Below are 25,395 nucleotides of genomic sequence, written 5' to 3'. Positions count from 1 at the left end.
CGCCGCCCCGCACGCCACGCCTCACGCCACGCCGCCCCGCACGCCACGCCTCACGCCGCGCCGCGCCGAATGGGCGCCACGCCGGCAGAACGGCGGGGCGGCGCGCCGTGTGCAGCCGGGTGACAGGGCGGATACGGCGAACGCCCGCCCCCTGACAGGGACGGGCGTTCGCGGAGGAGAGCGGTCAGAGCATGGAGAGGTGCACGTGGTTGGTGTGGACCACCGACGGGCCGCCGCTGGCGCTGTAGGCCCGCCAGCCGGTGCTCGGCATCCAGATCTGGCGGTACCAGATCACGTACATCACGCCGAGCCTGTCCGCGTTCTTCACGAAGTACGCGGCGAGCCGGTCGCCGTAGGCCTTGTCGCTGCCGGTGGCGGCGGCGTCCTTGAAGGTGGTGGCGTTGGAGGAGAAGTCGCAGGCCCGACCCTTCGGATGCTCACCGGACGAGCGCTGGCTCCAGCAGACCGTGTAGTGCGTGAAGCCGTCCGCCCGGGCCTCCTGGTAGGCGTGCAGCGTCCGCGGCGTGATGCAGCCCGTCGATGTGGGGTCCCCGACCGTGCAGGACTCCTTCGGCCAGGAGCCGTCCGAGTTGCGCGGGGCCGGGGCGGCGGCCGCCGAGGAGGAGCTGACGAAGCCGCCGGCCGATCCGCCACCGACCTCGGCGAGCGCGATCTCGGCCTGCTTCTTCTTCTGGGCCATCACGTTGACCTGCCGGTTCTGCTCGATGATCTCGGCAGCCAGCGCGGTCTGCGCCTTCTTGGTGGTCCGGATGTCCTTCTGGTACGAGGCGAGCGTGCTGCCGTCGAGCTGGGCGAGCATGTCGAGGCCCTGCACGCGCTCGACGAAGCTGTCCGGGTCGTTGCTGTTGAGCAGCAGCATGACGGTGCTCATCCGGCCCATCTGGTACGACCGGTTCGCGACCGCGGCGACCCGCTTGGTGAGCCGGTCGGCCCGGCCCTGCGCCGCCTTCAGCGTGGCGTTCAGCTGGGTCTGCCGCTTCTTCGACGCGGCCAGCTTCGTCTTCGCCTGGTCATAGCCCTTGGCGGCGGCCTCCAGGTTGGCGCGCAGCTTCTTGGTCCCGCCCTCCGGGTCCGCGGCCCAGGCGGCGCTTCCGGACACCGCGAGCACCGCGGCGACCGCTGCCGCGACGAGAGCGACCACGGCGCCGGGGCGACGCGAGAGCGCGGGAAGGGGGCGCCCGGAAGAAGAGCGCCCCACGAAGGAACGCCCGCCGGAGAAGCGCCCCACGGGGAAACGCCCGGCCGAAGAGCGCCGCCCGGGACGCCAGGCGGAGAAACGCTCGGCGAGGGAGCGCCCACCGGCCGGGCGCCCGGCCGCGGAAAGCCCGGCCGAGGCCGGAGAAAGCGCGCCCGGCAAGCGCGCGACAAGCCGGCGGGCAGGGACGGCGGGCAGGGCGGTACGCCGGCGCGGGGGGAAGGCCGCCACGGAAACCTCCAAGTCGGGAGCGCCGGTACTTTACCGTGTCCGACCTGGAGAGAGGGAGATCGATCAGGTGGCCGAGTATCCGCCGTCGACGAAGAGTGTCTGACCGGTTACCGCCTGGCTCGCGTCGCTCGCCAGGAAGACCGCGCAACCGGCGAAATCCGTGGGCAGCCCGTTGCGGCCGATCATCGTCCGGGCGGCGTGCGCTGACACTTTCGAGGGATCCGCGAAGACCGGCTCGGTGAGCGGCGTGTGCACCACCCCGGGCGCGATCGCGTTCACGCAGACCCCGTGTGGCGACCAGGCCTCGGCCTGGGACCGGGTCAACCCGACGAGGCCGGCCTTGGCCGCGCCGTAGGCGCCGCTGTTGCCGTACGCGCGGAACGCCTGCTGCGAGACGATGTTGATGATCCGCCCCCAGCCGCGTTCCGCCATCACCGGCCCGAACGCCTGCCCGAGCAGGAAAGGCGAGGTCAGGTTGGCTGCGAGGGTCAGATCCCAGTCCTGTTCGGTGAGCTCGCCGAGCGGCGGGCGCAGGTTCACCGCCGCCGAGTTGACGAGCACGTCCGGTACGCCGTACCGGGAAATCGTCTCGGCGACAGCGGCCCGGACCGCCCCCCGATCGGCGAGGTCGGCGGCGATCGCGCCGCCTCCGGCGCCGGCCCGCTCCAGCTCCGCGACCACCTCGGCCATCGGCGCCTGCCGCCGGGCCACCAGCACCACACGCGCGCCGGCCCGGCCCAGGGCGAGGGCGATCTCCCGGCCGATCCCGGAGCTGCCGCCGGTCACCAGCGCGGTCCGCCCGGTCAGTCCGAAGAGCTCATCGAGGTACGAGGTCATACCGGCACGGTAGAGCGCGGAGTGACCGTGCCGGATCGCACTGTGATATCCGACACGGTGACCGGAATCAGTCGTCGATGACTGGCGGCCCGTCCGGGAAAACGGTGCTGCGCACGGTCTGCCAGATGTCCGGGTTCGCCGCCACGAGCATCCCGCGGCGCTGGTGCACCGGCCGGTAGTCGGAGCCGTCCAGGTGCCGGGCGACGCCGCCGGCCTCCCGGACGATCAGCGTGCCGGGCGCGTGGTCCCACGGCAGGATCCGCCAGAACAACGCGAACTGCTGCACGTCGGTGACCACCGCGGGGTACTCGTAGCCCGCGCAGTGCCGCCCGCCGCTGTAGCCGCCCAGCGCGCCGCCGTGCGCGTCCACCTGGTCGCGCAGGTCCTCCGGCAGGTACTTCCGGGAGATCACGCCGGACAGGCCGGCGGCGGCCGGCGAGTCGGCGCGGGTCTTCAGCCGCACCCCGTCGCGGAACGCCCCACTTCCCCGCTCGGCCACGGTCATCCGGTCGTCCACCACGTCCAAAATCCAGCCGGCCACCGTCTCGCCGTCGCGGACCAGCGCCGCCATCACACAGAACGGGCTCCGCCCGGCGGCGAAGTTGTTGGTGCCGTCGACCGGGTCGACGATCCACACCGCACCGCCGGCGCCGATCCGGTCGCGGATCGCGGGATCGGCCGCGACCGCCTCCTCGCCGACCACCACCGAGCCGGGCAGCAGCGCGGTCAGGCCGCGGGTCAGCGCCCGCTCGGCCTCCTGGTCGGCGACGGTGACCAGGTCACCGGGCGCCTTCTGATGCACCTCGTCGGCCGCCAGCTTCTGGTAGCGGGGCAGCACGACGGTCTGTGCGACCTCGCGGATGAGGCCGGAAACCTGATCAAGCACGTGGCGGCAACTTCACGACGCTGACGAAGAACTCGTCGATCTGCCGGATCACCGTGATGAAGCGCTCGAAGTCGACCGGCTTGGTCACGTACGCGTTCGCGTGCAGCTGGTAGCTGCGCAGGATGTCCTCGTCGGCGGAGGACGTGGTGAGCACGACCACCGGGATGCGCCCCAGCTCCTCGTCCCTCTTGATCTCCTCGAGCACCTCGCGGCCGTCGCGCCGCGGCAGGTTCAGGTCGAGGAGGATCAGATCCGGTCGTACGGCATCCGCGTACCGCCCCTCCCGCCGCAGGTAGGCCAGCGCCTCGGCGCCGTCGGACACCACGTTCAGCCGGTTGCGGACCTTGTGCTCCTCGAACGCCTCCTGCGTCATCAGCACGTCGCCGGGGTCGTCCTCGACGAGCAGCACCTCGATCGGCGTACCGTCCTGCCGGTTGACACTCATGCACCCACCACCTCTCGGCTCTCCTGCTCTTCGCCCGGCTCGTCGGCGCCGATCAGCACGGGGAGCGTGAACCAGATCGACGCACCCGGGGTGACGTCGACGTCCAGCCAGATCCGCCCGCCATGGTATTCGACGATCTTCTTGACGATCGCGAGTCCGATGCCGGTGCCCTCGTAGGCGTCCCGGGCGTGCAGCCGCTGGAAGATCACGAAGACCTTGTCGGCGAACTCGGCCTCGATCCCGATGCCGTTGTCCCGGACGTTGATCCGCCACTCCTTGCCGTCCCGCTCGGCGGCGATCCGCACCCGCGGTGGCACGTCCGGCCGGCGGAACTTGAGCGCGTTGCCGACCAGGTTCGCGAAGAGCGTGGTGAGCAGCGGCTCCTCGCCCTCCACAGTGGGCAGTCCGGACCAGGTGATCTCGGCGTCCTCGCCGGCCCGCGGCTCCAGCTGGGACTTCACGTCGCCCAGCACCCGGTTCAGGTCGACCTCGGTGAACCCGCTGGTGAGGCGCCCGATCCTGGAGAACGCCAGCAGGTCGTTGATCAGCCGCTGCATGCGCTGCGCGCCGTCCACCGCGAAACCGATGTACTGGTCGGCGCGCTCGTCCAGCTTGCCCGCGTACCGCCGCTGCAGCAGCTGGCAGAAGCTGGCCACCTTGCGCAGCGGCTCCTGCAGGTCGTGCGAGGCGACGTAGGCGAACTGCTCCAGGTCCCGGTTGGACCGGGTGAGCTCCTCGGCCTGGCTCTGCAGCTGTTGGTTGATCCACTCGACCTGTTGCCGGGCGTCGCGCACCTCGGAGAGCTCCGAGGCGATCTGCTGGCGCATCCGGTCCACGTCGGCGGCCAGCCGGACCAGCTCAGGCGAGCCGAGCCGGCTCTCGATGTGCCGCTGGTAGTCGCCGGTCGCCACGGCACGCACCTGGCCGGCCAGGTCCAGGATCGGGCGGCTGATCAGCCGGTCCATCAGCAGCAGCAGGAAGACGCCGGCCAGCACGATGACCGCCGCGGCGGCGATCTCGATGGCCACCATGGTGTGGCTGGACTCCTTCGCGGCGTCCGCGCTCCTGGCCCGCAGCACCGCGATGTCCGTCTGCATCCGGCCGATGGCGGCTCGCAGCTCGTCGAACTGGGTGGTGCTGCCCGCCTCGATCTGTGCCTGGGCGGCCTGCACGCCTTCCCGCCGCACGGTCTCGATGACCGGTTCGGCCACCTCCCGGTGCCAGATGTCGATCCGGGCCTTGACGTCGTCCAGCGCCGCCCGGACGGCCCGGTCGCCGGGGTGCAGATATCCCTCGATCCGGCTGATCTGCGCGTTCTGGTCGGCCACGCCTTGGCGGTACGGACCGAGGTTGGCGTCCCGGCCGGTGATCGCGAAACCCCGGATGCCGGTCTCCTGATCGACCATCGCGGTGTTCAGCGTCTCGCCCGCGGCGCGCATCGGGCTGGCCCGGTTCAGCACGTCGTCCAGCTGGCTGTTGTGCGCCGCCGCGGTGATCGCCGCGAACACGCCGAGGCCGGTGAGGATCACGCCGACGGTCGCGCAGAGCGCCGCGACCCGGGACCGCAGCGACCACGCCCGCACCCGCAGCGGCCTCACCGCCCACCGCCCCGGGAGATCAGCAGCATCGCCACGTCGTCGGTGAGCGGTCCGCCGTTGTCCTGGTCGGCCCGGCTCACCAGCCAGGCCGGCAGGCTGGTCAGCGGGAGCTCCCGGGCGGCCGGCTCGTCCAGCAGCTTGCAGAGCCCGTCGACGTCCAGGCGCTCGCCGCCGGCGCCGGTGTGCCCCTCGATCAGGCCGTCGGTATACATCAACAGGGACCAGTCATCGCCGGTGAACTCCAGCTCGGTAGCGGGTGTGGGGGTGGGACGTACCCCGAGCACGATTCCGGTACGCGCGCGCACCGGCGTGGCCCGGCCGCCGGCGAGCACCACGGGCGGCGGGTGGCCGGCCAGGCGGACCGTCGCGCGGTTGCCGGCCAGGTCGATCGTGGCCGAGGCGACGGTGGCGAACACCTCCCGCGCCCGGCGCTCGGTCATCAGCACCTGCTCCAGCGAGGCGAGCACCTGCTCCTCGGGCACCCCGGCCAGCACCAGCGCACGCCAGGCGACCCGGAGCTCGACCCCGAGCGCCGCCTCGTCCACACCGTGCCCGCAGACATCGCCGACGATCACGTGCAACTTGTCGTCGCCGATCTGCACCACGTCGAAGAAGTCGCCGCCGAGCAGGCCGGCCGCGCGGCCGGACCGGTAGAACGTCTCGACCATCACCTCGGTGGTCTGCATCAGCGGCTTGGGCAGCAGACCGCGCTCCAGGCGGGCCGACTCCTCTTGCCGCAGCTCCACCTCACGCAGCCGGCGGGCGGCCTCGTCGGCCCGTTTCCGCTCCACCGCGTAGCGCAGCGCGCGGACCAGCCAGACCCCGTCGACCTGGCCCTTGACCAGGTAGTCCTGGGCGCCCTCGGCGACCGCCTGGACGCCCAGGTGCTCGTCCGAGCGGCCGGTCAGCACGCAGACCGCCGCGCTGCCGGCGACGGCGAGCAGCTTGCGCAGCCCGTCGATGCCCTCGGCGTCCGGCAGGCCCAGGTCGAGCAGCACGCACTCGGCGTGGGCGACCAGCTCGCGGGCCTCGCGCAGGCTGCTCGCGACGGTCAGCTCGAACGGCGCCTCGGCCTCGGTGAGCAGCTCGCGGACCAGGAAGGCGTCGCCCTCGTCGTCCTCGACCAGCAGGATGCGCAAGCGCTCCAGATGCTGCTGGCTGAGCGCGTAGGTGCTGACGAGCGAACGATCCGTCATCGATGAATCCCCACTCGACGCAGAGGTGACCCGGAAATCGTGCCCCGCCGGACGCGGCGGCACAACATTGGTCACCACCTCGTGACCTGGCCTCACGCCGGCTCGCCGGGAGCGCTGCCAGCGCCGGAGGCGGCCACCCGGCGGACATGATCGGCGATCACCTGGCCGAGGATGCCGTGCAGCCGCCCGCAGTCCTTGCAGTGCAGGTTCTCGTCGAGGTGGCGACCGCCACACCCGATGCACTCCCCGCGGTCCTCCGGGTCGCGGTAGGACGCCAGAGCACGGCACATCGCCCTGATCACGTGGTCGCTCAAGGTGAACGTCTCGTCACCCAGGGCGGTTCGCAATCCGAGCAGCGCCACCGGCGAGGCCTCCGGTTGTGGGTCGTAGGGGGACACCGCGTCGATGAATTCCGCGATCACGGCGGCGGGGTCGAGCGAGGTAGTCACCCCGACAACGCTATTGCACGCGACATTCGACCCGCCGGGTACCCGGATGTCGTGCCTCCAGGGTTAGATCTCACCCATGCGTGACGCCGCTCCCCTCCGGCCGGCACGGCGCGGCTGGGCCACGCTCGCCGTCCTGGCCCTGCTCGCCCTGGCCGGCCTCGCGGCGGTCCGGGCCATCCTGCCGCCCCCGGCGGCGCCGGCCTCCGCGCCGGCCGGCGAGTTCAGCGCCGGGCGTGCCTTCCGGACGGTCCAGGCGATCGCCGCCACCGCGCACCCGGCCGGCAGCGCGGCCAACGACCGGGTCCGCGACCAGCTCGTCGGCGCCCTGCGCGGCCTGGGACTGAGCCCGCAGGTGCAGGACACCGTCTCGGCGCAGGGCGGCGAGCTGTCGGCCAGCTCGGGCGGCACCGGCCTGGCCCGGGTGCGCAACGTGGTCGCGGTGCTCCCGGGCAAGGCGTCCACCGGGCGGATCTTCCTGGTCGCGCACTACGACTCGGCGCAGACCGGCCCGGGTGGCAACGACGACGCCGCCGGGGTGGCCACCGTCCTGGAGACGGCTCGCGCCCTGACCGCGGGTGATCAGCTGACCAACGACGTGGTGCTGGTCCTCACCGACGCCGAGGAGGCCTGCCTCTGCGGGGCCGAGGCCTTCGTCCGGCAGAGCGACCTGGCCCGCGACGGCGGCGTCGTGCTCAATCTGGAGGCCCGCGGCAGCTCCGGCCCGTCGATCATGTTCGAGACCTCGCGGGGGAACGGGAAGCTGGTCGAGGCCTATGCGCACGCCCCCGGCCCGGTCGGCACCTCGTTCGCCGTGGAGATCTACCGGCGGCTGCCCAACGACACCGACTTCACCGCGTTCCGGGAGGCCGGCTTCCAGGGGCTGAACTCGGCGTACATCGACGGCGCGGCGGTCTACCACGCGCCCACCGACCTGCCCTCGGCGATGGACCGGGACAGCCTGCAGCACCACGGGGCGAACGCCCTGGCGGTCACCCGCGAGCTCGGCGACCAGAACCTGAGGGCACTGCGCCCGGGCGGCGACGCCACCTACTTCCCGGTGCCCGGCCTGCTGGTCCGCTACCCGGGCGCGCTGGTCCGACCGCTGGCGGTACTGGCCGTGCTCGCGGTGGCGGCGCTGGCCTGGCTGGCCCGGCGGCGGGGCCGGCTGACCGGCCGGCGCCTGGCCGTCGCGGGCGCTCTCACGCTCGCCCCGATCGTGGTCGCGCCGGTGCTGGCCCAGATCCTCTGGACCGTGCTCACGCTGGTCCGGCCGGAGTACGGCGCGCTGCCGATCGATCCGTACCGTCCCGGTCCCTACCGGGTCGCGGTGATGGCGATCGCGGCGGCCGTGGTGTTCTGCTGGTTCGCGCTGCTGCGCCGCCGGCTGGGGGCCACGGCGCTGGCCGTCGCCGGGCTGGGCTGGCTGGCCGGCCTCGGCGTGGTGCTGGCCGCGGTCACCCCGGGCGGCGCTTATCTGGTGACGATCCCGTCGCTGGCGGGCGCGCTCGCCGCGGCCACCGCGATGGTGGTACGGGATTGGGCCGCCACCGCCGTGATCACGGCCGGCGCCGCGGTCGCCGTGGTGATCCTGCTGCCCACCGTGGTCATGCTGTTCCCGGCCCTGGGCTTGGCCATGGGCGCCGCGGGCGCGTTCCTGACCGTGCTGCTCCTGCTCGCGCTGCTGCCGGTGATCGACCTGATCCACCCGTCCGCCGAGCCGGTGCAGGGCCTGCCCGCGCTGCGCGCCCGACGCCGGGGCCCGCTGGCCACCCTGACCGCCTCGGTCGCGGCCCTCGCCTGCACGGTGACCGGCCTGGTGGTGGACCGGTTCGACGCGGCCCACCCGGCGCTCACCCAGTTGATGTACGCGCTGGACGCGGACACCGGCACGGCGCGGTGGCTCAGCGCCGAGACAACCACCCAGAAGTGGACCGGGCAGTACGTCTCCGGCGACCCGGAACCGGTGGCTCAGATGCTGCCCGCGTTCGGCGCGGCGGAACTGCGCGCCGGGCCGGCTCAGGCCGCGACGCTGCCCGCGCCGATGGTCACCAAGGAGTCGGAGACCACCTCGGCGACCGGCGACCGGATCGTCACCCTGCTGCTGCAGCCGCGGCGCACGGTCCGGTTCACCACGCTGCACGTGGCAGCGGCGGCCCAGGTCACCACGCTGACCGTGGCCGGCCGGGAGATCCCGGCCGACAAGGCGGCCGGCGGCGGCTGGGGCGCCGGATTCGTCTTCCACGCCCCGCCGGCCGAGGGCGTGCGGGTCGTGATCACCCTCCGCGGCGCCGGACCGGTGCGGGTGCGGGCGATGGACGCCTCCGACAACGTCACCGAGATGCCCGGTTTTCACGCCCGGCCGTCAGGCGTCGGCGTCCTCGGCTCGCACAGCAGCGAGATGGTCGCCGTCGCGAAGACCTACAGCTTCTAGGACAGCCGCGCGCAGCTTCGGGGACAGCCGCGCGCCCGGCCGCGCCGGGCGGCGCCGAACCGTCAGGCGCGGCCCCGGCCACGGCGGCCGGCCGGGGCCTCGTGCCGGAAGTGCACGAAGAGCCGGCCCCAGTTGTCGCCGTCCTTCTCGACCCGGTGGTAGAGCTGCTTGATCTCCTTCTGGTCGAGGAAGCGGATCACCTTCTTCTTCAAGGCGCCGCTGCCCTTCCCCGGGATGATCTCGACAAGGGCCGCCTTCTTCTGGACCGCCTCGTCGATGATCCCCCGCAGGGCCTTGTCGATCTCCTGGCCCTTGTTGAAGATGTCGTGCAGGTCGAGCTTCAGCTTCATGGCGACGACCCTATGCCTCGGCGTTCTTGCCGAGCCAGGTCTCCACCCGGCGCAGCGCGTCCTGGTAGTCCGGTTGCTGCTTCATGGCGGCGGCCAGGCGCAGGTGCGGCAGCGCCTCACGGAAACGGCCGGCCCGCTCCAGGGTCCGGCCCAGCACGTGGTGCGCGTAGTGATCCGACGGATCATGCTCGATCAGCACTCGCAGCTGCGTCTCCGCCCCGTTCAGCTGGGCCGAGTTGAAGTAGGCCCGGGCCAGCAGCTGACGGACCGCCGTGTTCTGCGGCTCCGCCTCGACGATCGGTTCGAGCAGCCGGGACGCGCCGAGCGGGTCGCCGGACTCGAAGAAGAAATTGGCCCTGCGGTACTCCTCGAGAAGATCCACGTGCAGCTCCCCATGCTCGCGCCCGCCGACAATGACCAACGCTCGCACAACATCGGGGCGACAGCGAGTGTTCCGATCGCCCAGGCTTCCCGACAAAGCACCCCATACCCCTAGAACTCCGGCATGGAAATGCCCCTAACGCTTGAGGGCAGGAGGGGTATGCCGAAAACCATGACGACAGGACATTCCCCTGATGCCGCTTACACAGCCGGCACACAGCAGACAGAAAGCCGGCACCGAGCGTCGCCGACCACAGTTGGAGGCATGACGATGGCGAACCCCGACTCCGGCACCGAACTCCGCCGGTCCGACGGGACCCCGGTCCGGGTTCTCGTGGTGGACGACGAGCCGACGCTGGCCGAGCTCCTCTCGATGGCCCTGCGCTACGAGGGCTGGGAGGTGCGGAGCGCCGGCGACGGGCTCACCGCGGTGCGGACCGCCCGGGAGTTCCGCCCGGACGCCGTCGTTCTCGACATGATGCTGCCGGACATCGGCGGGCTCGAGGTGCTGCGCCGGCTGCGCGGCGAGGTGCCCGAGGTGCCGGTGCTGTTCCTGACCGCGAAGGACTCGGTCGAGGACCGGATCACCGGCCTCACCGCCGGCGGCGACGACTACGTCACCAAGCCGTTCAGCCTGGAGGAGGTGGTCGCCCGGCTGCGCGGGCTGATGCGCCGGATGGGCCATGCCCCGATGCGCACCGAGTCGCAACTCGTCGTCGGCGACCTGACCCTGGACGAGGACTCGCACGAGGTACGTCGCGGCGGTGACCTGATCACGCTGACCGCTACCGAGTTCGAGCTGCTGCGCTACCTGATGCGCAACCCGCGGCGGGTGCTGAGCAAGCCGCAGATCCTGGACCGGGTGTGGAACTACGACTTCGGCGGGCAGGCCAACGTCGTGGAGCTGTACATCTCGTACCTGCGCAAGAAGATCGACGCCGGTCGAACTCCGATGATCCACACCATGCGCGGCGCCGGCTACGTGCTCAAGCCGGCCAACTGACATGGCCGCTGCCGAGGCGGCCCACCCCCGCCCGGCCCGGTGGCGCAGCCCCGCGGGGTGGCCGCTGCGCACCCGGCTGGTGGCCACCATGATCGCGCTGCTGGCGGTCCTGGGCCTGGTCGTCGGCGGCACCGCCGAGCTCTACCTCAAGCGGTCCCTCTCCCGCCAGGTCGATCTGAAGCTGGCCGAGACCATGAAGTTCGCGGTCCGCGGCGGAGGCAGCGGCGACAAGGGCTGGGGTCCCCCCGGGCCGGGCCTGGACCCGATCACCAGGCTGCGCAGCCCCCTGGCCAACCCGCCGCCGAACGTCGCCCGCGGCTCCATCCTGCTGTTCCTCGATCCCGCCGACACGGGGACGGTGAGGGGCGGGGGCATCCTGGGCGAGTCCACCACCGGCTTCGGCAACGACTACGCCGATCTGAGCGACAAGGCCCGTGGCACGCTGACCGCGGCGGCCCTGGACGCGGGTGGTGATCCGGTCGACGTCGATCTCGGTGACGTGGGCGACTTCCGCGCCGTCGCGTGGCCGGCGCGCGTCGACGGCGCCGGCAACTACCTGGCCATCGCGGCGCTCTCGGTGAAGGACGTCAACGACACGCTCAACACCGTCGCGCTGTTCACCGGCTGTGTGGTGCTGGGGTCGCTGCTCATCGCCGGGTGGGGTGGGGCGCTCATCGTCCGCCGTACCCTCAAGCCTCTCGATCGTGTCGCGGCCACCGCGAGCCGCGTCGCCGAGCTGCGCCTGGATCGTGGCGAGGTGGAGCTCGCCCAGCGCGTCCCCGAGCCGGACACCGACCCCCGCACCGAGGTCGGCCAGGTCGGCGCCGCGCTCAACCGGATGCTCGACCACATCGGCGGCGCGCTGGAGGCGCGGCACGCCAGCGAGATGCAGGTCCGGCAATTCGTCGCGGACGCCAGCCACGAGCTGCGCACACCGCTGGCCGCGATCCGCGGCTACGCCGAGCTGAGCCGGCGCAGCCGGCAGCCGGTCCCGGACGAGCTCGCCCACGTGCTGGGCCGGGTCGAGTCCGAGGCGAAGCGGATGACCGCGCTGGTCGAGGACCTGCTGCTGCTGGCCCGGCTGGACGCCGGCCGCCCGCTGGCCCAGGAGCCGGTCGACCTGACCATGCTGGCCGTCGACGCGACCAGCGACGCGCACGCCGCCGGCCCGCGCCACTGCTGGCAGCTGGACCTGCCGGACGAGCCGGTCACCGTGCTCGGCGACGGCGCCCGGCTGCACCAGGTGGTGGCGAACCTGCTGGCCAACGCGCGTACGCACACCCCGGAGGGGTCCACGGTCACGGTCAAGGTGGGCACGGTGCCGAACGCGGCAGTGCTCCAGGTGATCGACAACGGTCCGGGCATCCCGGCCGACCTGGTCCCGCAGATCTTCGAGCGCTTCGCCCGCGGGGACAGCTCGCGGTCCCGGGCGGCCGGCAGCACCGGCCTCGGCCTGTCAATCGTGCACGCCGTGGTCACCTCGCACCGGGGCAAGGTCGGCGTGCGGAGCCGACCCGGGCAGACCGTCTTCACCGTGACGCTGCCGCTGGTCATCCCATCAGCTGAACATCACACGCCATCCCTGCCACGGGTGGGCTGATCCGGCTATGCTGACGGGCGTGTCTCGTACGTACGCGTTCTATTGGTTTACGGGGCCGGCTCGCGCCGGTGCCTGGGCCATGACCGCATGACCTGAGACACCCCGCCAGAGCCGGCTGAGGCAGCGACGACGTCGCTGCCTTTTTGTTTGCCCCGAGCAAACCGGCTCTCGCCAGGGCCGGTTGAGAAAGCGAGATCACCATGACCGCCCCAGAGGTGCAGCGCGTCCGCGACCAGCGCATCGAGAAGGTCGTTCCGCTGATGAGCCCGGCGCTGCTGCACCACGAGCTGCCGCTCACCGCCGAGTTGCACGACACCGTGCTGGCCGGCCGCAAGCAGGTCGAGGACGTGCTGAACGGCCGAGATCAGCGCTTGATCGTCGTGGTCGGGCCGTGCTCGGTGCACGACCCGGCCGCGGCCGGCGAATACGCCGACCGGCTCAAGGCCGAGGCCGAGCGGCTCAGCGAGAACCTGCTGATCGTGATGCGGGTGTACTTCGAGAAGCCGCGCTCCACCGTCGGCTGGAAGGGCCTGATCATGGACCCGGCCCTGGACGGCTCGGGTGACGTCGGCGCCGGCCTGCGGATCGCCCGCAAGCTGCTGCTCGAAGTGGTCAGCCGGGGCCTGCCGGTGGCCGTCGAGTTCCTCGACCCGATCACCCCGCAGTACATCGCGGACACCGTGGCCTGGGGCGCGATCGGCGCCCGGACCGTCGAGTCGCAGGTGCACCGTCAGCTCTCGTCCGGCCTGTCGATGCCGATCGGCATGAAGAACCGCCCGGACGGCAGCGTCTCCACAGCTGTCGACGCGATCCACGCCGCCGCGGCCCCGCACGTGTTCCCGGGCATCGACTACTCCGGCACCCCGGCGATCCTGCACACCACCGGCAACCCGGACTGCCACCTGGTGCTGCGCGGCGGTGGCGGCAAGCCGAACTACGGCGCCGCGGACGTGGAGGCCGCCCTCGGACTGCTGCGCACGGCGGGACTGCCGGAGCGCCTGGTGATCGACTGCTCGCACGGCAACAGCAACAAGGACCACAACCGGCAGCCGCTGGTCGCCGAGGACATCGCCGGGCAGATGGAGGCCGGGCAACGCGCCATCAGCGGCGTGATGCTGGAGAGCTTCCTGGTCCCCGGCCGCCAGGACCTCGGCGGCGAGCTGACCTACGGCCAGTCGGTGACCGACGCGTGCATGGGCTGGGACCCGACGGTCGCGGTGCTGGAGCGTCTGGCCGCCGCGGCCGCGAAGCGCCGCACGCTCTGAACGCGCCCGGGTGTGGGTCCCGCAGGCACCGCGGCGGGACTCACAGTGGCCGCACAGGCATGGCACAAGGAGGCGACAGGGCCCCCGCCGACAGTTCGTCGGGTACCGATCCGCCAGCCCTGGAGTTCTCCGATGACCTTGCAAGCGCCGGTCGACCTCGCTCCCGCCGAACCGCCACCGCCCGCCGAACCGCACCGGGGCGAGGCCCGCTGGGTCCGGCCCGCGTTCCTCGCGCTGCTCCTCGGCACCGCGGTCCTCCACATCTGGGGCCTCGGCGCTTCCGGCTGGGCCAACGCGTTCTACTCGGCCGCGGTCCAGGCCGGCTCGGCGAGCTGGAAGGCGTTCTTCTACGGCTCGTCCGACGCGGCGAACTCGATCACCGTCGACAAGACCCCGGCCTCGCTGTGGATCATGGCGATCTCGGTACGGCTGTTCGGCCTCAGCTCGTGGAGCATCCTGGTCCCGCAGGCCTTGCTCGGCGTGGCCAGCACCGGTCTGCTCTACGCGACCGTGCGGCGCGGCTTCGGCCCGGTCGCCGGCCTGATCGCCGGGGCGGTCACCGCGCTCACCCCGGTGGCCGTGCTGATGTTCCGCTTCAACAACCCGGACGCGCTGCTCGTGCTGCTGATGGTGGCCGGAGCGTACGCCACGCTACGCGCCGTGGAGAGCGGCTCGACCAGGTGGATCGTGCTCGCCGGGGTGCTCGTCGGCTTCGGCTTCCTCACCAAGATGCTCCAAGCGCTGCTGGTGGTGCCGGCCTACGGCCTGACCTACCTCGTCGCCGGGCCACCCAAGCCGCTCAAACGCGTCTGGCAGCTGCTGCTGTCGCTCGGCGCGCTGATCGTCTCGGCCGGCTGGTACATCGCGATCGTCGAACTGGTGCCGGCGTCCGCCCGGCCGTACATCGGCGGCTCGCAGAACAACAGCCTGCTGGAGCTGGCCCTGGGTTACAACGGCCTGGGCCGGCTCAACGGCGAGGAGACCGGCAGCGTCGGGGGCGGCGGCCGGATGTGGGGCGAGACCGGCTGGACCCGGATGTTCGACAGCTCGCAGGGTGGTCAGATCTCCTGGCTGCTGCCGGCCGCCCTGATCGTGCTGGTGGCCGGCCTGGTGATCACCGCCCGGCGGACCCGCACCGACCCGCGGCGGGCCGGCCTGATCCTGTGGGGCTCGTGGCTGCTGATCACCGGGCTGATCTTCAGCTTCATGCAGGGCATCTTCCACGCGTACTACACGGTCGCGCTGGCCCCGGCGGTCGGCGCGGTGACCGGCACGGGCGTGATCCTGCTCTGGCGGCACCGGGCGAACATCCTCGCGGCGCTCACCCTCGGCGCGACGATCGCGGTGACCGGGTGGTGGTCGTACCGGCTCCTCGGCCGCAGCCCGGACTTCCTGCCCTGGCTGCGCACCCCGGTCCTGATCCTGAGCATCATGGCCGCGGCCGCGCTGATCGCCTCGGTCCGGCTGGGGCGGCGCATCGCGCTGGTGGGCGCGACGGTCGCGCTGGTCACGGCGCTGGCCGGGCCCGCGGCGTACGCGGTGCAGATCGCCTCCGAACCGCACACCGGCTCGATCCCGTCGGCCGGTCCGGCGGTCTCCGGCGGCTTCGGCGGCCCGGCCGGCGGCCGCGGCGGCGTGAGCAATCGCGGCAATCGCGGCGGTGGTTTCCCCGGCGGAGGCTTCCCCGGCGGTGGTTTCCCCGGCGGTGGCCTTCCGGGCGGCGGCTTCCCGGGCGGCAACAATGCCGATCAGAATCCCGGCGACGGTACGGCGACCGGCGGCAACCGGGACGGCTTCGGCGGTCGCGGCATGGGCGGCCTGCTCGACGCCGCCACGGTCAGCGACGAGATGAAGGCCCTGCTGGAGCAGGACGCCGGCAGGTACACGTGGGTGGCCGCGGCCGTCGGCTCGCAGAACGCCTCCGGTTACCAGTTGGCCACCGAGAAACCGGTGATGGCCGTCGGCGGCTTCAACGGCACGGATCCGTCGCCCACGCTGGCGCAGTTCCAGGAACACGTGGCGGCCGGGAAAATCCACTACTTCATCGGCGGCGGCGGTTTCGGCGGCGGTTTCGGCGGCGGCGGTGGCTCGGGCGGCGGCGACAGCGGCCAGATCGCGTCCTGGGTGGCCGCCAACTTCACCGCCCGGACCGTCGGCACCACCACGGTGTACGACCTGACCACGTCCTGACCAGCTGACACACCCGGCCGGAAGCGGGCGGTTCCCGGATGGGAGCCGCCCGCTTCCGCTCGTACCGGAAAAGCGGTCCAGGGCTTGGTTTTTTTGCACAGCCCGCGCACAGCTTTCTTATAAAGCCCGCAAAGACGCGGGACGGAAATTGTTCCCATGAGCCTTTCGACGCTGCCTTCGCAGGACGCCGGTTCGGCCCGCGTCACCGCACCGGTCCTCGACGTCGTCGTGCCGGTCCACAACGAGGAGATCGACCTCGAGCCGTGCGTGCGGCGGTTGCACGCCTACCTCGCGGAGCACTTCCCCTACCGGTTCCGGATCACGATCGCGGACAATGCCAGCGCCGACCGGACCGCGGCCCTGGCGCAGCGCCTGGCGGCCGAGATCGGCGAGGTCGAGGCGGTGCGCCTGACGCGGAAGGGCCGCGGGCGGGCGCTCAGCCATGTCTGGACGCACTCCGACGCGGCCGTCCTCGCCTACATGGACGTCGATCTGTCGACCGAGCTGGGCGCGCTGCTACCGCTGGTGGCCCCGCTCATCTCAGGACACTCCGACCTGGCCATCGGCTCCCGGCTGGCGCGCGGCTCCCGGGTGGTGCGCGGCGCCAAGCGCGAGTTCATCTCGCGCAGCTACAACCTGATCCTGCGGACGACCGTGGCCGCCCGCTTCTCCGACGCGCAGTGCGGATTCAAGGCGATCCGGTCCGTCGTGGCCCGCCGGCTGCTGCCGATGGTGGAGGACACCGGCTGGTTCTTCGACACCGAGATGCTGGTCCTGGCCGAGCGGGCCGGCCTACGCATCCACGAGGTGCCGGTGGACTGGGTGGACGATCCGGACAGCCGGGTGGACATCGTGGCCACCGCGATCGCCGACCTGAGGGGCATCGTCCGGATCACCCGCGCGTTGAGCACCGGCCGGCTGCCGCTGGCGGCGCTGCGCGAGCAGTTCGGACGCAACCCGCTGCCGGTGGACGGGGTGCCCAGCGGCCTCACCGGACAGCTGATCCGGTTCGCCGGTGTGGGCGTGGCCAGCACGCTCGCCTACCTCGTGCTCTACGCGCTGCTGCGGGCCGGAGGCGGACCGCAGGCCGCGAACCTGCTCGCTCTGCTGGTCACGGCGGTGGCGAACACCGCGGTCAACAGGCGTCTGACATTCGGGGTACGCGGCGACGACGGCGCTCTCCGGCAGCAGGCCCAGGGTCTCGTGGTCTTCGGGATCGGGCTGGCGCTGACCAGTGGCTCGCTGGCGCTGCTGGGGCCGGGTTCGTCCCGCCCCGTCGAGCTGGCGGTCCTGGTTCTGGCGAACCTGGTCGCCACCGCGGTGCGCTTCCTCCTGATGCGGGTGTGGGTGTTCCGGGAGCGCGCCTGAGCCCTCCCGCTGTTTCTCCGACGCGGCGTCCGTGACCACGGGCGCCGCGTTTTCGCAGCCCTGTGGCGGGTCTTTTCTATCGCTATCTGACCGGCCCACCCGATATGCGCGACGACTTCCGGACGCTTCGCGCCGTCATCGAAACACGACAAAGCCGTTGTACCGGTTACCGAAGACTTTCCGGCCATCTCACCCGACGGGCGGCTCGCGCGGGGTCCACGGCGGATCGGCCGGAAATTCGGCACACGCAGACGTATCACGGAAGCAACTCAGAGGTAACAATGGGCTTTGATCGGGATAGCCGACTCTCGATCCTTGCTTCACCGGCGCGGCGACCGGAAGGTAGCAAACATGCTCAGCAAAGAGGACAGCCGACGGCTGGCACAGCTGGAGCGCCAGCTCCGGCGGGACGATCCCGACTTCTGCGCCCGGATGGGTGGCGGCAACTTCAGCGTTCCGGCGCCCCGGCCCCCGTTGGCTCTCTTCTTCCTCGCGGCCGCCATCGGCGGGACCGCGCTCATCCTCGGCGCGGTCGGCTGGTGGATCGCCGCCGTGACCGTGGCGTCCTGGAGTGTCGTCACCGCGATCGCCGCCGGCTACCGCCTCCGCCGGTTCCGGGCTCGCTGACAGGCGTCCCACCCGATCGAGCCCGCGCCCGGCACGGCGCGGGCTCGATCACATCCGGCCCTCGTCACGCCCCTCTTCCGCGCGTGGCTTCCGCTGACCACGCTCCGGCCGCGTCGTGCGGCTCTCAGTCGCGCCTCAGCCACTTCTCGGCGTGGCCGTCGTCGCCGCGGTTGGCCCGCTCCAGCCGCTCTTCGCCGCGGCCAGCACCGCGGCTCTTTCCCCGCCTCAGCCGCTTTTCACCGCGGCCAGCACCGCGGCTCTTGGCCCGCCTCAGCCGCTTTTCGTCGCGGCCAGCACCGCCGCGCGGGGGCTGGACAGCACCAGCCGGCCGGGCAGCAGCTCGGCCGCCGGCGCCATGCTCGGCTGCGCCAGCACGATCACCTCGGCATCCACCTCACGCAGCCGCTCCGCGATCGCCGAGTGATAACGCTCCAGATCCCCCGCCTCGAAGCACTCCCAAGCCTCCAGGCAGGGCACAAGCACCAGATCAGCGGAAGGGTCCTCATCCCGCAGCAGTCCGGTGGTGGGCTCCAGCGTGGACTCCACGGCATAGGCCACCGCGATCCGTCCACCCACGGACACCGCCGCCCGAGCCATCGGACGGTCCCCGCGCAACGCCCCGGCCCGCTCCGCATCCGGCCCGATCGTCGAGCAGGTGCACACGACCACGTCGACCCCGGCCAACTCGCCGAGCCGCGCCCGCACCCGCTGCGCCACCGGCACCCCGGCCCGAGCGTCGGCCAGCAGGCTCGGATCGACCACGTGCCGATCCGTCCACCCCGGCGCCAGCGACGCCACAAGCGCGCGGAACGTCGCCACGTGCACTTCCGCGGTGTGCAGGAACCCGATCGTGCTCACTCGGACACCGTAGTGGCCTCACCCGGACAGGTCGTGGCTTGCTCGAACACGGTCGGGGCTCACTCGAACACGGTCGGGGCTCACTCGAACACCGTCGGGGTCACCTCCCGCCCGCGGTTGCTCAGGTGCGACGACCGTACCGCCGGGATGCGACATTTCTCAGGCGGTCCCGGCGCGTGGCCGGCCGGCCCGCCACGTACTCCCAGGTGTCCAGGCTTGTGGGCCCGTAGGGCCCCTCCTGCGGAATCGGGGGTTCCCCGGTGAGCCGGTAACCGCACCGGCGCGCCACAGCAGTGCTCGCCAGGTTGCCGGGGTCGATCCGCAGCAGCAGCCGGCGCAGCCGCAGCGACCCGCACGCATAGCCGGTGAGCAGCGTCAGCGCCGCCGCCGCCAACCCCCGTCGCCGGTAGGGCGCGCCGACCAGATATCCCAGCTCGGCCTCCCGCCGGGCCGGAACCACCCCGAAGAGCAGCACCTCCCCCCGCGGCGCGAGCCCGTCCGTGGTGATCGCCAGCTGGATCCGCTGCCCGGTGAGCCGGCCCTGACGCGCCCGCTTCAGGTAGGCCAGCCCGGCCTCGACGTCGAACGGCGACGGCATCGGCGTCCACCGGGCGATGTCCGGCTCGTCCAGCATCGCCACCAGATCATCCAAATCGTCCGGCGCCCATTCCCGTAGCACGACACCATTGCCCGCCAACCTGAGAGGGTGCGGCAGCGGGCTGACGGTCACCTTCATAATCCTGCCCAGAAAGACCCATATCCGGCTAGTGGCGATCCACAGGTCGTGCTTGATGATTCTTGACCGTCCATCCGTCGGATTACCGATCGCCATCGTGGGCGGTCTTCGAGCCGCGTTGCCGCTCAGGGCAGGATTCGCTCCATGTCGCACCTTTCCCGTACGCCGTCAGGTCGTCCTGCCGAACCCGGAGACCCCGCGGCTTCCGGCTCCCCCTTCGTCCGGGCCGACGATCATTGGGCGCGCTACAACGCCGAGCAGGGCGACCGGGACGTCCGCGGGAACTGCCGTCGCGCCATGGCCCTGGCCGGGCCGGGCGCCGGGCGCACCGCCGTCGACCTCGGCTGCGGCGCCGGCCGCGAGACCCGGGCGCTGCTCGAAGCGGGATGGCGGGTGACCGCCTACGACAACGAGCCGACGATGCTGTCCGCGGTCGACCCGACGGACCCGGCGCTCACCGCCCGCCTGCTCGGCTTCGAGGAGATCACCGAGCTTCCGCCCGCGGATCTGATCTACGCGGGATATGCGTTGCCGTTCCAGGGCCGGCCGTCCTTCGACCGGCTGTGGACGGTGATCCGGTCGGCGGTGCGTCCCGGTGGGCGCATCGCCGTGGACTTCTTCGGTGTGCGCGATTCGTGGTCTGCCACGCCGTGGATGACGTTCTTGAACGCTGTGGAGGTGAGGACCCTGCTGGATGGGCTGACCGTCGAGCACTGGCAGGAGCAGGACGAGGTGGGGCCGGCCTTCAGCGGTTCCAAGCATTGGCACGTGTTCGAGGTGATCGCCGTGCGTCCCTGATCCGCGGCGCACGGCGGGATCGGAGTCGGTCCGGGCCGGTGGCCGGTCCAGTGGTGGGGTGAGGCGGCGCCTGCTCAAGTCCTCCGCCCTCCTCCAAGCGCGTCCCCTCCGAGCCCACCCCCTCCAAGCCCAGCCTCCTCCTTGGCCCGCTCTTCTCCTGGCCCGCTCTTCTCCTGGCCCGCTCTTCTCTTGGCCCGCCCACCCAAGGGGGCCACCTCCGCTCGACATGCTCCCGGAAAACGGGAAGATCATGTCGGCGGTCTGTGGACGGACGGCCACTGTGGATAACCGCAAACGATCACCGGATCGGCCTAGAGTTTGCGAGCGGAGATCTCGAAGCCGGCATTCCGGAGGCGTGTGACCAGCGCGTCCCCGATGCCGGTGGCCGGGGTGAGCACCCCACCAGCGGAAGGAGGCAGCGTGTCCCGATCCAGAGCCAGCGCCAGCGCGGACTCGCCGAGCATCACGGCCGTGGCCGCGTAACCGGGGTCGCCCTTGGCGCGGACCCGGGAGGTGTAGCGGCGCCCGTCGTCGTGGTCGTGAAGATGTCCATCGTGAAGTGGCCGCTCTGCTGCACCTTCTCGCTCGGGCCGTCGCCCGGCTTGGGCAGCAGGCGGTCCAGCAGGAAACGGGTAGGCGGCACCGCCAGTCCCAGGAACAGCGCGCCCAGGCCGAGCTGGGTGCCGACGGCGACGAGCGGCGACAGCGGCGAGGCGCCGACGCTCATCGCTTCGCGATATTTGAAACCGCGGCCGTACGCCCATTCGCGCAACGCGTTGCTGCGGCGTACCACACGAGTGTTGTAGGAGGCCATCACGAACGGAGCGAGACGGCCCCGCAGGCGCGGGTCCACCTCGGAGGCGGGAAGTGTCCGCAGGTCTGTCTGCCGGCCCAGTCTCGGCTCGGCCTGACGGTCGGGGCTCAGGGAGTACGGGTGGCCCGCCACCCGGCGCAGCGCGGGTTCTCTCCGCATCGCGTCGACCTGGTAACGCATCGAGTCGATCGTGCCGCCGCTGATCCCGGCGCGCATGCTCGTCACGACCAGCGTGGTGTCGGTCAGTTCGCCCGCGCCGTCCTCGGTGACCAGCTTGTGCAGGACGTGTACGCCGATGTCGGACGGAATGGAGTCGAAGCCGCAGGAGTGGACGATCCGCGCACCGGTGTCGCGGGCGAGCTCATGGTTCTGGTCGATGCTGTCCCGGGCGAACAGGACTTCGCCGGTCAGATCAACGTAGTCGGTGCCGGCCGCGGCGCAGGCGTGCACCAGGGCGCGACCGTACTTCGCATACGGTCCGACAGTGGTGATGGCCACGCGCGTGCGTCCGGCCAGGGTGGCCAGCGCCTCCTCGTCGGCGGCGTCGGCGATCAGGATCGGCCAGTCGACGCTCAGCTTGGCCTTGACCGCCTCCAGTTTCTCCGGTGAGCGGCCGGCCAGCGCGATGCGGGTGCCGGCCGGCGCGTGGGCGGCGAGGTGTCGCGCCACCAGCATGCCGACGAAGCCGGAGGCACCATAGACGACCACGTCGAAGTCGCGTGAACGATCACTCATGCTGGGAGATTGTGCACCCCGGAGGGACGTTGGTACACCCGCCGGTAACAAAGGACGTGAACGCGCCGTGCCGACGAGCGCAGTGCGCATGGACGCGCCGCTGGAGAGCGCGGTCAGCACTGCGAGCGCACGTGCGGGCGCTGGGAGTGGACAAGCACGGTGAGCGCTCCGAGCTCACGTCCGGGCGCTCGGAGTGGACGACCACGGTGAGCGCTCCGAGCGCACGTGCGGGCGCGCCGTGTGGACAAGCGTCGTCGGCTCGGAGCATGCGTACGGCTTGACCGCGGTAGCGCGGCACGCCGGCACAGGCTCGACATGGGCGATCGCGGCACGAGTAAGCGGTATGGGCGAGCGCGACATCGGTAAAGCGCGGCATGTCGTGGAGGTGCGACACGCCCGGTGGGTCCGCTGACACGTTCGGGAACCTGTGTGCCGCAACCGAAGCGGCGGCGCGGCGCGCCGGAAAAGGCCGTGGCTCGACGGGTCCGCAAAGCACGCTGCCGAAACACCGGGCGGCGCACCGGAAATGAGCGCACATGCGGCGGGAACTCCAGAGGAGCAAGGCTGTTTACCCGGTTCGTGACGGGACATGCTTGATGTGCGCATAGTTCCCTCGCATGGCTGACCGCGGTGGTGGCACGTCGCGACGCGACCTGGGAACTCGGGAGTTATCCACACAAAGGAAGATCAAAGCAGCTAATTTGGGAGAACAACGTCACCGGCCCTGCTTCCGGGCTTGGTCAGTCCGGAGAGGCGGTGGCTACTGTCGGCAGTCCGCAACCGCGGACACCGTGGCTGGAACGCCGAGTCCTGCCTGCTGGTCACGGTCAACAACGCACAGGCATGGAGCGGGGGACCCACGGTTCTCGGCGCGCTCAGCGGAGCGCGCCTCGGGGTGAAGCCGCACGACGCGGCCGGGCTCCTCGGCCCGAACCCGACAGCTCACCTCGCAGGCGTGGAGGGGAACTTCATGCTTCACCTGAACAAGCGGGTTCGTCGTGTCCTGTCCCGGCGAGCCCACTCACCGCGTGCCCTCACGGAGTACGCGCAGGACGGTCAGCGGCAGCACGGCGAGCCGAAGCACACACAGCCGCAACACACGCAGCGGCAGCACACACAGCCGCAACACACGCAGCGGAGGCACGCCCAGCCGGAACACGGCCAGCCGAAGCACGCACAGCCGAGGCACGCACAGCCGAGGCACGCACAGCCGAGGCACGCCGAGCACGCCCGCCCCGCCACCTCGAAGCGGACCCGCATGCATCGAGCGCTCGGCGTCACCGTGGCCGGCCTGGCCGGCGCGGTCGGACTGCTCGCCGCCGAGGCCTCGCCCGCCAGCGCCGCGCCCAAGGTGAACTGGGACGCCGTCGCCAGGTGCGAATCCGGCGGCAACTGGCGCATCAACACCGGTAACGGCTACTACGGTGGCCTGCAGTTCAGCCGCTCCACCTGGCGTGCGCACGGCGGCGGAAGGTACGGCTCCACCGCCAACCTGGCCTCCAAGAGCGAACAGATCCTGATCGCCGAACGGGTGCTGCGCAACCAGGGCATCGGCGCCTGGCCCACCTGCGGCCGCCGCGGCCTGGTCCGGACCCGCACCAGCACGTCGGCCAGCCCGTATCGTCTGGCCTCCTACAACACGTCGCTGAAGACCGGCCACACCTACGTGGTGAAGCGCGGCGACACGCTCTCCGGCATTGCCAGGCGTTACCACGTGAGGGGCGGCTGGAAGGCCCTCTACCGCGCCAACGCCAGCCGGCTGAGCAATCCGAACCGGCTCAGGGTCGGCCAGCGCCTGGCGATCTGACCAGACGACGAGCGACACGTCCACCGGCCGGGGCATGCGGCACGCCCGACCAGCAGCGGCGCGGGCCGGCGTCGGGAAACGGCGCCGGCCCGGGGCACGCCGGCGCCGGACAAGCGGCGTCGGCTAATCGGCCGGACGGGTGAACTCGGGTTGGTCGAGGACCCGCAGCCAGGTGCCATCAGGCTGCCGCCGCACCACCTGCGCCCGAGCCCCGGCTCCGTCCCTCGGCGGGGTCGAGGTGAGGGCCAGGTCCCCGCTGACCAGCGTGGGCAGCGGCGCTTCCGGCTCGAACCGCGGCATCCTGGGCAGCAACCGCGCCCACAGTTCCCGGATCGCCGCCCGGCCCACGGTCCGGCTGCCCGGCGGATACGCCATCACGGCATCCTCCTCGTACAGCAGGGCGAGCCCCTCGGCGTCCTTCGCGTTGGCGCGCTCGACGAAGAGGCGGGTCAGGTCTTCCGGCCGGGATGCCTTCTCTCGTTCGGTCATGGTTCCACCCTCCCGCGGGGCGTCCCACAAGTCCAACGCATAGTTCTCATGGCATCTATAATTTCCACTCATGGATCTGCGGCAGCTGGAGTACTTCGTGGCGGTCGCCGAGACCGGCAGCTTCACCCGCGCCGCGGAGCGGGTGCACATCACCCAGAGTGGCGTGAGCGCGCAGATCAAGGCGCTGGAGCACGAGTTGGGTGCGGAGCTCTTCGTGCGTAGCGGGCGCACCGCCCGGCTCACCGAGGCCGGTGCGGTGGCGCTGCGTCACGCCCGCGCCGCGCTCGGCTCGACGCTCGACCTGCGGGACGCGATCGACGACGTCAAGGGTCTGGTCCGGGGCCGGCTGACGATCGGCATGGTGACCGGCTGCGAGATCACGCCGCTGTTCGACGCGCTCGCCGCGTTCCACCGCGAGCACCCCGGCGTCGAGCTGGACCTGGCCGAGGCGAACTCGGACCAGCTCGTCACCGCGGTGCGCACCGGAGCGCTCGACGTGGCCCTGGCCGGGCTGGCCGGCGAACCCCCTGAACACCCGGCCGCACGGGTGATCGCCAGCGAGCGGCTGGTGGCCCTGACCGCCCCCGGGAGCCGGCTGGCCCGGGACCGCGGTCACCCGGCGAAACCGGACGGGGTCACGATCGCCGGGCTCACCTCGTACCCGATCGTCTGCCTCCCGCGCGGCACCGGCATCCGGGACGTGCTGGACCGGGCCGGCACCGCGGAGATCGGGCTGCGACCGGAGGTCGCACTCGTCGCCACCTCACCGGATACCGTCGCCGGCCTGGCCCGCCGCGGCCTGGGCGTCGCGATCCTCAGCGAGTCGATGGCGGAGGCGAACCCCGATCTGGTCGCCGTCCCGATCGAGGGCGTCGCGCTTGCGGCGCTGCTCGCGCTGGTGTGGCAGGACCGCAGGAATCCGGCGCTGGCCGCGTTCCTGCGGCACTGCGAAAAAGCCTTCGGCTGACCCGGGGGCGGTACGACCCGAACAGCCCCTCCGGAAGTCGCGAACGGCACTGCGAAGCAGAGCCTCCGGCTGACCCGGCGGTACGGCGGGAGCAGCGCCCCGGGCAGGCGAAAGGCCC

Annotated in this window: 24 protein-coding genes and 1 riboswitch; of the genes, 10 read left to right on the top strand and 14 right to left on the bottom strand. The window is 71.7% G+C overall.

Annotation, left to right across the window (positions count from 1 at the left end; genetic code table 11):
• Positions 1 to 184 precede the first annotated feature (184 nt).
• The 7 genes from Asi03nite_RS34525 to Asi03nite_RS34495 form a co-directional block, all read right to left on the bottom strand.
• A complete protein-coding gene (locus Asi03nite_RS34525) occupies positions 185 to 1,162 on the bottom strand; it encodes a coiled-coil domain-containing protein (RefSeq protein ID WP_203684718.1) in 978 nt (325 codons plus the stop codon).
• Between the two features lie 348 nt (positions 1,163 to 1,510).
• Positions 1,511 to 2,284 (bottom strand): SDR family NAD(P)-dependent oxidoreductase, encoded by a 774-nt coding sequence (locus tag Asi03nite_RS34520; protein WP_203684717.1) that lies wholly within the window; start codon positions 2,282 to 2,284, stop codon positions 1,511 to 1,513.
• Between the two features lie 67 nt (positions 2,285 to 2,351).
• A complete protein-coding gene (locus Asi03nite_RS34515; RefSeq protein WP_203684716.1) occupies positions 2,352 to 3,170 on the bottom strand; it encodes an inositol monophosphatase family protein in 819 nt (272 codons plus the stop codon).
• Positions 3,163 to 3,615 (bottom strand): response regulator, encoded by a 453-nt coding sequence (locus Asi03nite_RS34510; RefSeq protein ID WP_203684715.1) that lies wholly within the window; start codon positions 3,613 to 3,615, stop codon positions 3,163 to 3,165. Before Asi03nite_RS34510 ends, Asi03nite_RS34515 begins: the two co-directional genes overlap by 8 nt.
• Entirely contained in the window at positions 3,612 to 5,213 is a 1,602-nt protein-coding gene (locus tag Asi03nite_RS34505) for a sensor histidine kinase (RefSeq protein WP_307834056.1), read from the bottom strand. Before Asi03nite_RS34505 ends, Asi03nite_RS34510 begins: the two co-directional genes overlap by 4 nt.
• On the bottom strand, positions 5,210 to 6,409 hold the full coding sequence (locus tag Asi03nite_RS34500) for a PP2C family protein-serine/threonine phosphatase (protein ID WP_203684714.1): 1,200 nt from the start codon (positions 6,407 to 6,409) through the stop codon (positions 5,210 to 5,212). The genes Asi03nite_RS34505 and Asi03nite_RS34500 overlap by 4 nt, the downstream gene beginning before the upstream one ends.
• 92 nt (positions 6,410 to 6,501) lie before the next feature.
• Positions 6,502 to 6,858, bottom strand: coding sequence for a hypothetical protein (locus tag Asi03nite_RS34495; RefSeq protein WP_203684713.1), 357 nt, complete (start codon positions 6,856 to 6,858; stop codon positions 6,502 to 6,504).
• Positions 6,859 to 6,934: 76 nt separating this feature from the next.
• Here Asi03nite_RS34495 and Asi03nite_RS34490 point away from each other — a divergent pair, with 76 nt between their 5' ends.
• Positions 6,935 to 9,289, top strand: coding sequence for a M28 family peptidase (locus Asi03nite_RS34490; protein ID WP_203684712.1), 2,355 nt, complete (start codon positions 6,935 to 6,937; stop codon positions 9,287 to 9,289).
• Between the two features lie 62 nt (positions 9,290 to 9,351).
• On the opposite strand, the gene Asi03nite_RS34485 is transcribed toward Asi03nite_RS34490, so the two are convergent.
• Complete coding sequence (locus Asi03nite_RS34485; RefSeq protein ID WP_203684711.1) at positions 9,352 to 9,639, bottom strand: Smr/MutS family protein; 288 nt, start codon at positions 9,637 to 9,639, stop codon at positions 9,352 to 9,354.
• 10 nt (positions 9,640 to 9,649) lie between these two features.
• Positions 9,650 to 10,021: a tetratricopeptide repeat protein gene (locus tag Asi03nite_RS34480; RefSeq protein WP_203684710.1), complete on the bottom strand. Its 372-nt coding sequence runs from the start codon at positions 10,019 to 10,021 to the stop codon at positions 9,650 to 9,652.
• A 264-nt stretch (positions 10,022 to 10,285) separates the two neighbouring features.
• Here Asi03nite_RS34480 and Asi03nite_RS34475 point away from each other — a divergent pair, with 264 nt between their 5' ends.
• The 6 genes from Asi03nite_RS34475 to Asi03nite_RS34450 all read left to right on the top strand — a co-directional run bounded on the left by Asi03nite_RS34475 (position 10,286) and on the right by Asi03nite_RS34450 (position 18,073).
• Positions 10,286 to 11,023, top strand: coding sequence for a response regulator transcription factor (locus tag Asi03nite_RS34475; RefSeq protein WP_203684709.1), 738 nt, complete (start codon positions 10,286 to 10,288; stop codon positions 11,021 to 11,023).
• A gap of 1 nt (position 11,024) precedes the next feature.
• On the top strand, positions 11,025 to 12,623 hold the full coding sequence (locus tag Asi03nite_RS34470) for a HAMP domain-containing sensor histidine kinase (protein ID WP_203684708.1): 1,599 nt from the start codon (positions 11,025 to 11,027) through the stop codon (positions 12,621 to 12,623).
• A 200-nt stretch (positions 12,624 to 12,823) separates the two neighbouring features.
• The gene (locus tag Asi03nite_RS34465; protein WP_203684707.1) at positions 12,824 to 13,888 is read left to right on the top strand and encodes a 3-deoxy-7-phosphoheptulonate synthase; all 1,065 of its coding nucleotides are present in this window, start codon (positions 12,824 to 12,826) and stop codon (positions 13,886 to 13,888) included.
• 132 nt (positions 13,889 to 14,020) lie between these two features.
• The gene (locus Asi03nite_RS34460) at positions 14,021 to 16,078 is read left to right on the top strand and encodes an ArnT family glycosyltransferase (protein WP_203684706.1); all 2,058 of its coding nucleotides are present in this window, start codon (positions 14,021 to 14,023) and stop codon (positions 16,076 to 16,078) included.
• 156 nt (positions 16,079 to 16,234) lie between these two features.
• Positions 16,235 to 17,446 carry a bifunctional glycosyltransferase family 2/GtrA family protein gene (locus Asi03nite_RS34455; protein WP_203684705.1) on the top strand — a complete coding sequence of 404 codons (1,212 nt, stop codon included), beginning with the start codon at positions 16,235 to 16,237 and terminating at the stop codon, positions 17,444 to 17,446.
• 351 nt (positions 17,447 to 17,797) lie between these two features.
• A complete protein-coding gene (locus Asi03nite_RS34450) occupies positions 17,798 to 18,073 on the top strand; it encodes a DUF3040 domain-containing protein (RefSeq protein ID WP_203684704.1) in 276 nt (91 codons plus the stop codon).
• Between the two features lie 270 nt (positions 18,074 to 18,343).
• On the opposite strand, the gene Asi03nite_RS34445 is transcribed toward Asi03nite_RS34450, so the two are convergent.
• Positions 18,344 to 18,931, bottom strand: coding sequence for a hypothetical protein (locus Asi03nite_RS34445; protein WP_203684703.1), 588 nt, complete (start codon positions 18,929 to 18,931; stop codon positions 18,344 to 18,346).
• 121 nt (positions 18,932 to 19,052) lie between these two features.
• Positions 19,053 to 19,628 carry a GNAT family N-acetyltransferase gene (locus tag Asi03nite_RS34440; RefSeq protein ID WP_239103138.1) on the bottom strand — a complete coding sequence of 192 codons (576 nt, stop codon included), beginning with the start codon at positions 19,626 to 19,628 and terminating at the stop codon, positions 19,053 to 19,055.
• 183 nt (positions 19,629 to 19,811) lie between these two features.
• Here Asi03nite_RS34440 and Asi03nite_RS34435 point away from each other — a divergent pair, with 183 nt between their 5' ends.
• Positions 19,812 to 20,465: a class I SAM-dependent methyltransferase gene (locus tag Asi03nite_RS34435; protein ID WP_203684701.1), complete on the top strand. Its 654-nt coding sequence runs from the start codon at positions 19,812 to 19,814 to the stop codon at positions 20,463 to 20,465.
• Between the two features lie 311 nt (positions 20,466 to 20,776).
• Here the strand turns inward: Asi03nite_RS34435 and Asi03nite_RS38275 are convergent, their stop codons facing one another.
• On the bottom strand, positions 20,777 to 20,932 hold the full coding sequence (locus Asi03nite_RS38275) for a hypothetical protein (protein WP_239103137.1): 156 nt from the start codon (positions 20,930 to 20,932) through the stop codon (positions 20,777 to 20,779).
• Entirely contained in the window at positions 20,929 to 22,014 is a 1,086-nt protein-coding gene (locus Asi03nite_RS34430; protein ID WP_239103136.1) for a saccharopine dehydrogenase family protein, read from the bottom strand. The genes Asi03nite_RS38275 and Asi03nite_RS34430 overlap by 4 nt, the downstream gene beginning before the upstream one ends.
• Before the next feature lie 791 nt (positions 22,015 to 22,805).
• Positions 22,806 to 22,985, top strand: a riboswitch (cyclic di-AMP (ydaO/yuaA leader).
• A gap of 287 nt (positions 22,986 to 23,272) precedes the next feature.
• On the opposite strand from Asi03nite_RS34430, the gene Asi03nite_RS34425 reads away from it, so the two are divergent.
• Positions 23,273 to 23,821 carry a LysM peptidoglycan-binding domain-containing protein gene (locus Asi03nite_RS34425; protein WP_203684700.1) on the top strand — a complete coding sequence of 183 codons (549 nt, stop codon included), beginning with the start codon at positions 23,273 to 23,275 and terminating at the stop codon, positions 23,819 to 23,821.
• A 123-nt stretch (positions 23,822 to 23,944) separates the two neighbouring features.
• Here the strand turns inward: Asi03nite_RS34425 and Asi03nite_RS34420 are convergent, their stop codons facing one another.
• Positions 23,945 to 24,310: a YybH family protein gene (locus Asi03nite_RS34420; protein ID WP_203684699.1), complete on the bottom strand. Its 366-nt coding sequence runs from the start codon at positions 24,308 to 24,310 to the stop codon at positions 23,945 to 23,947.
• Positions 24,311 to 24,380: 70 nt separating this feature from the next.
• On the opposite strand from Asi03nite_RS34420, the gene Asi03nite_RS34415 reads away from it, so the two are divergent.
• Positions 24,381 to 25,277 carry a LysR family transcriptional regulator gene (locus Asi03nite_RS34415; RefSeq protein WP_203684698.1) on the top strand — a complete coding sequence of 299 codons (897 nt, stop codon included), beginning with the start codon at positions 24,381 to 24,383 and terminating at the stop codon, positions 25,275 to 25,277.
• Positions 25,278 to 25,395 lie beyond the last annotated feature (118 nt).

Origin of the sequence: Actinoplanes siamensis (genome assembly GCF_016862395.1) — a bacterium.
Lineage (GTDB): Bacteria > Actinomycetota > Actinomycetes > Mycobacteriales > Micromonosporaceae > Actinoplanes > Actinoplanes siamensis.
Note: the sequence above shows the minus strand (reverse complement) of the source record. Positions and strands in the feature narration are given on the sequence as shown.

Bases quoted from the DNA above. Each gene is read 5' to 3' on its own strand.
- Asi03nite_RS34470 (WP_203684708.1), top strand. From the start codon at position 11,025: ATGGCCGCTGCCGAGGCGGCCCACCCCCGCCCGGCCCGGTGGCGCAGC.
- Asi03nite_RS34460 (WP_203684706.1), top strand. From the start codon at position 14,021: ATGACCTTGCAAGCGCCGGTCGACCTCGCTCCCGCCGAACCGCCACCG.
- Asi03nite_RS34450 (WP_203684704.1), top strand. From the start codon at position 17,798: ATGCTCAGCAAAGAGGACAGCCGACGGCTGGCACAGCTGGAGCGCCAG.
- Asi03nite_RS34520 (WP_203684717.1), bottom strand. From the start codon at position 2,284: ATGACCTCGTACCTCGATGAGCTCTTCGGACTGACCGGGCGGACCGCG.
- Asi03nite_RS34455 (WP_203684705.1), top strand. From the start codon at position 16,235: ATGAGCCTTTCGACGCTGCCTTCGCAGGACGCCGGTTCGGCCCGCGTC.
- Asi03nite_RS34500 (WP_203684714.1), bottom strand. From the start codon at position 6,409: ATGACGGATCGTTCGCTCGTCAGCACCTACGCGCTCAGCCAGCAGCAT.
- Asi03nite_RS34420 (WP_203684699.1), bottom strand. From the start codon at position 24,310: ATGACCGAACGAGAGAAGGCATCCCGGCCGGAAGACCTGACCCGCCTC.
- Asi03nite_RS34430 (WP_239103136.1), bottom strand. From the start codon at position 22,014: ATGAGTGATCGTTCACGCGACTTCGACGTGGTCGTCTATGGTGCCTCC.
- Asi03nite_RS34485 (WP_203684711.1), bottom strand. From the start codon at position 9,639: ATGAAGCTGAAGCTCGACCTGCACGACATCTTCAACAAGGGCCAGGAG.
- Asi03nite_RS34425 (WP_203684700.1), top strand. From the start codon at position 23,273: ATGCATCGAGCGCTCGGCGTCACCGTGGCCGGCCTGGCCGGCGCGGTC.
- Asi03nite_RS34435 (WP_203684701.1), top strand. From the start codon at position 19,812: ATGTCGCACCTTTCCCGTACGCCGTCAGGTCGTCCTGCCGAACCCGGA.
- Asi03nite_RS34510 (WP_203684715.1), bottom strand. From the start codon at position 3,615: ATGAGTGTCAACCGGCAGGACGGTACGCCGATCGAGGTGCTGCTCGTC.
- Asi03nite_RS34475 (WP_203684709.1), top strand. From the start codon at position 10,286: ATGACGATGGCGAACCCCGACTCCGGCACCGAACTCCGCCGGTCCGAC.
- Asi03nite_RS34415 (WP_203684698.1), top strand. From the start codon at position 24,381: ATGGATCTGCGGCAGCTGGAGTACTTCGTGGCGGTCGCCGAGACCGGC.
- Asi03nite_RS34465 (WP_203684707.1), top strand. From the start codon at position 12,824: ATGACCGCCCCAGAGGTGCAGCGCGTCCGCGACCAGCGCATCGAGAAG.
- Asi03nite_RS34490 (WP_203684712.1), top strand. From the start codon at position 6,935: ATGCGTGACGCCGCTCCCCTCCGGCCGGCACGGCGCGGCTGGGCCACG.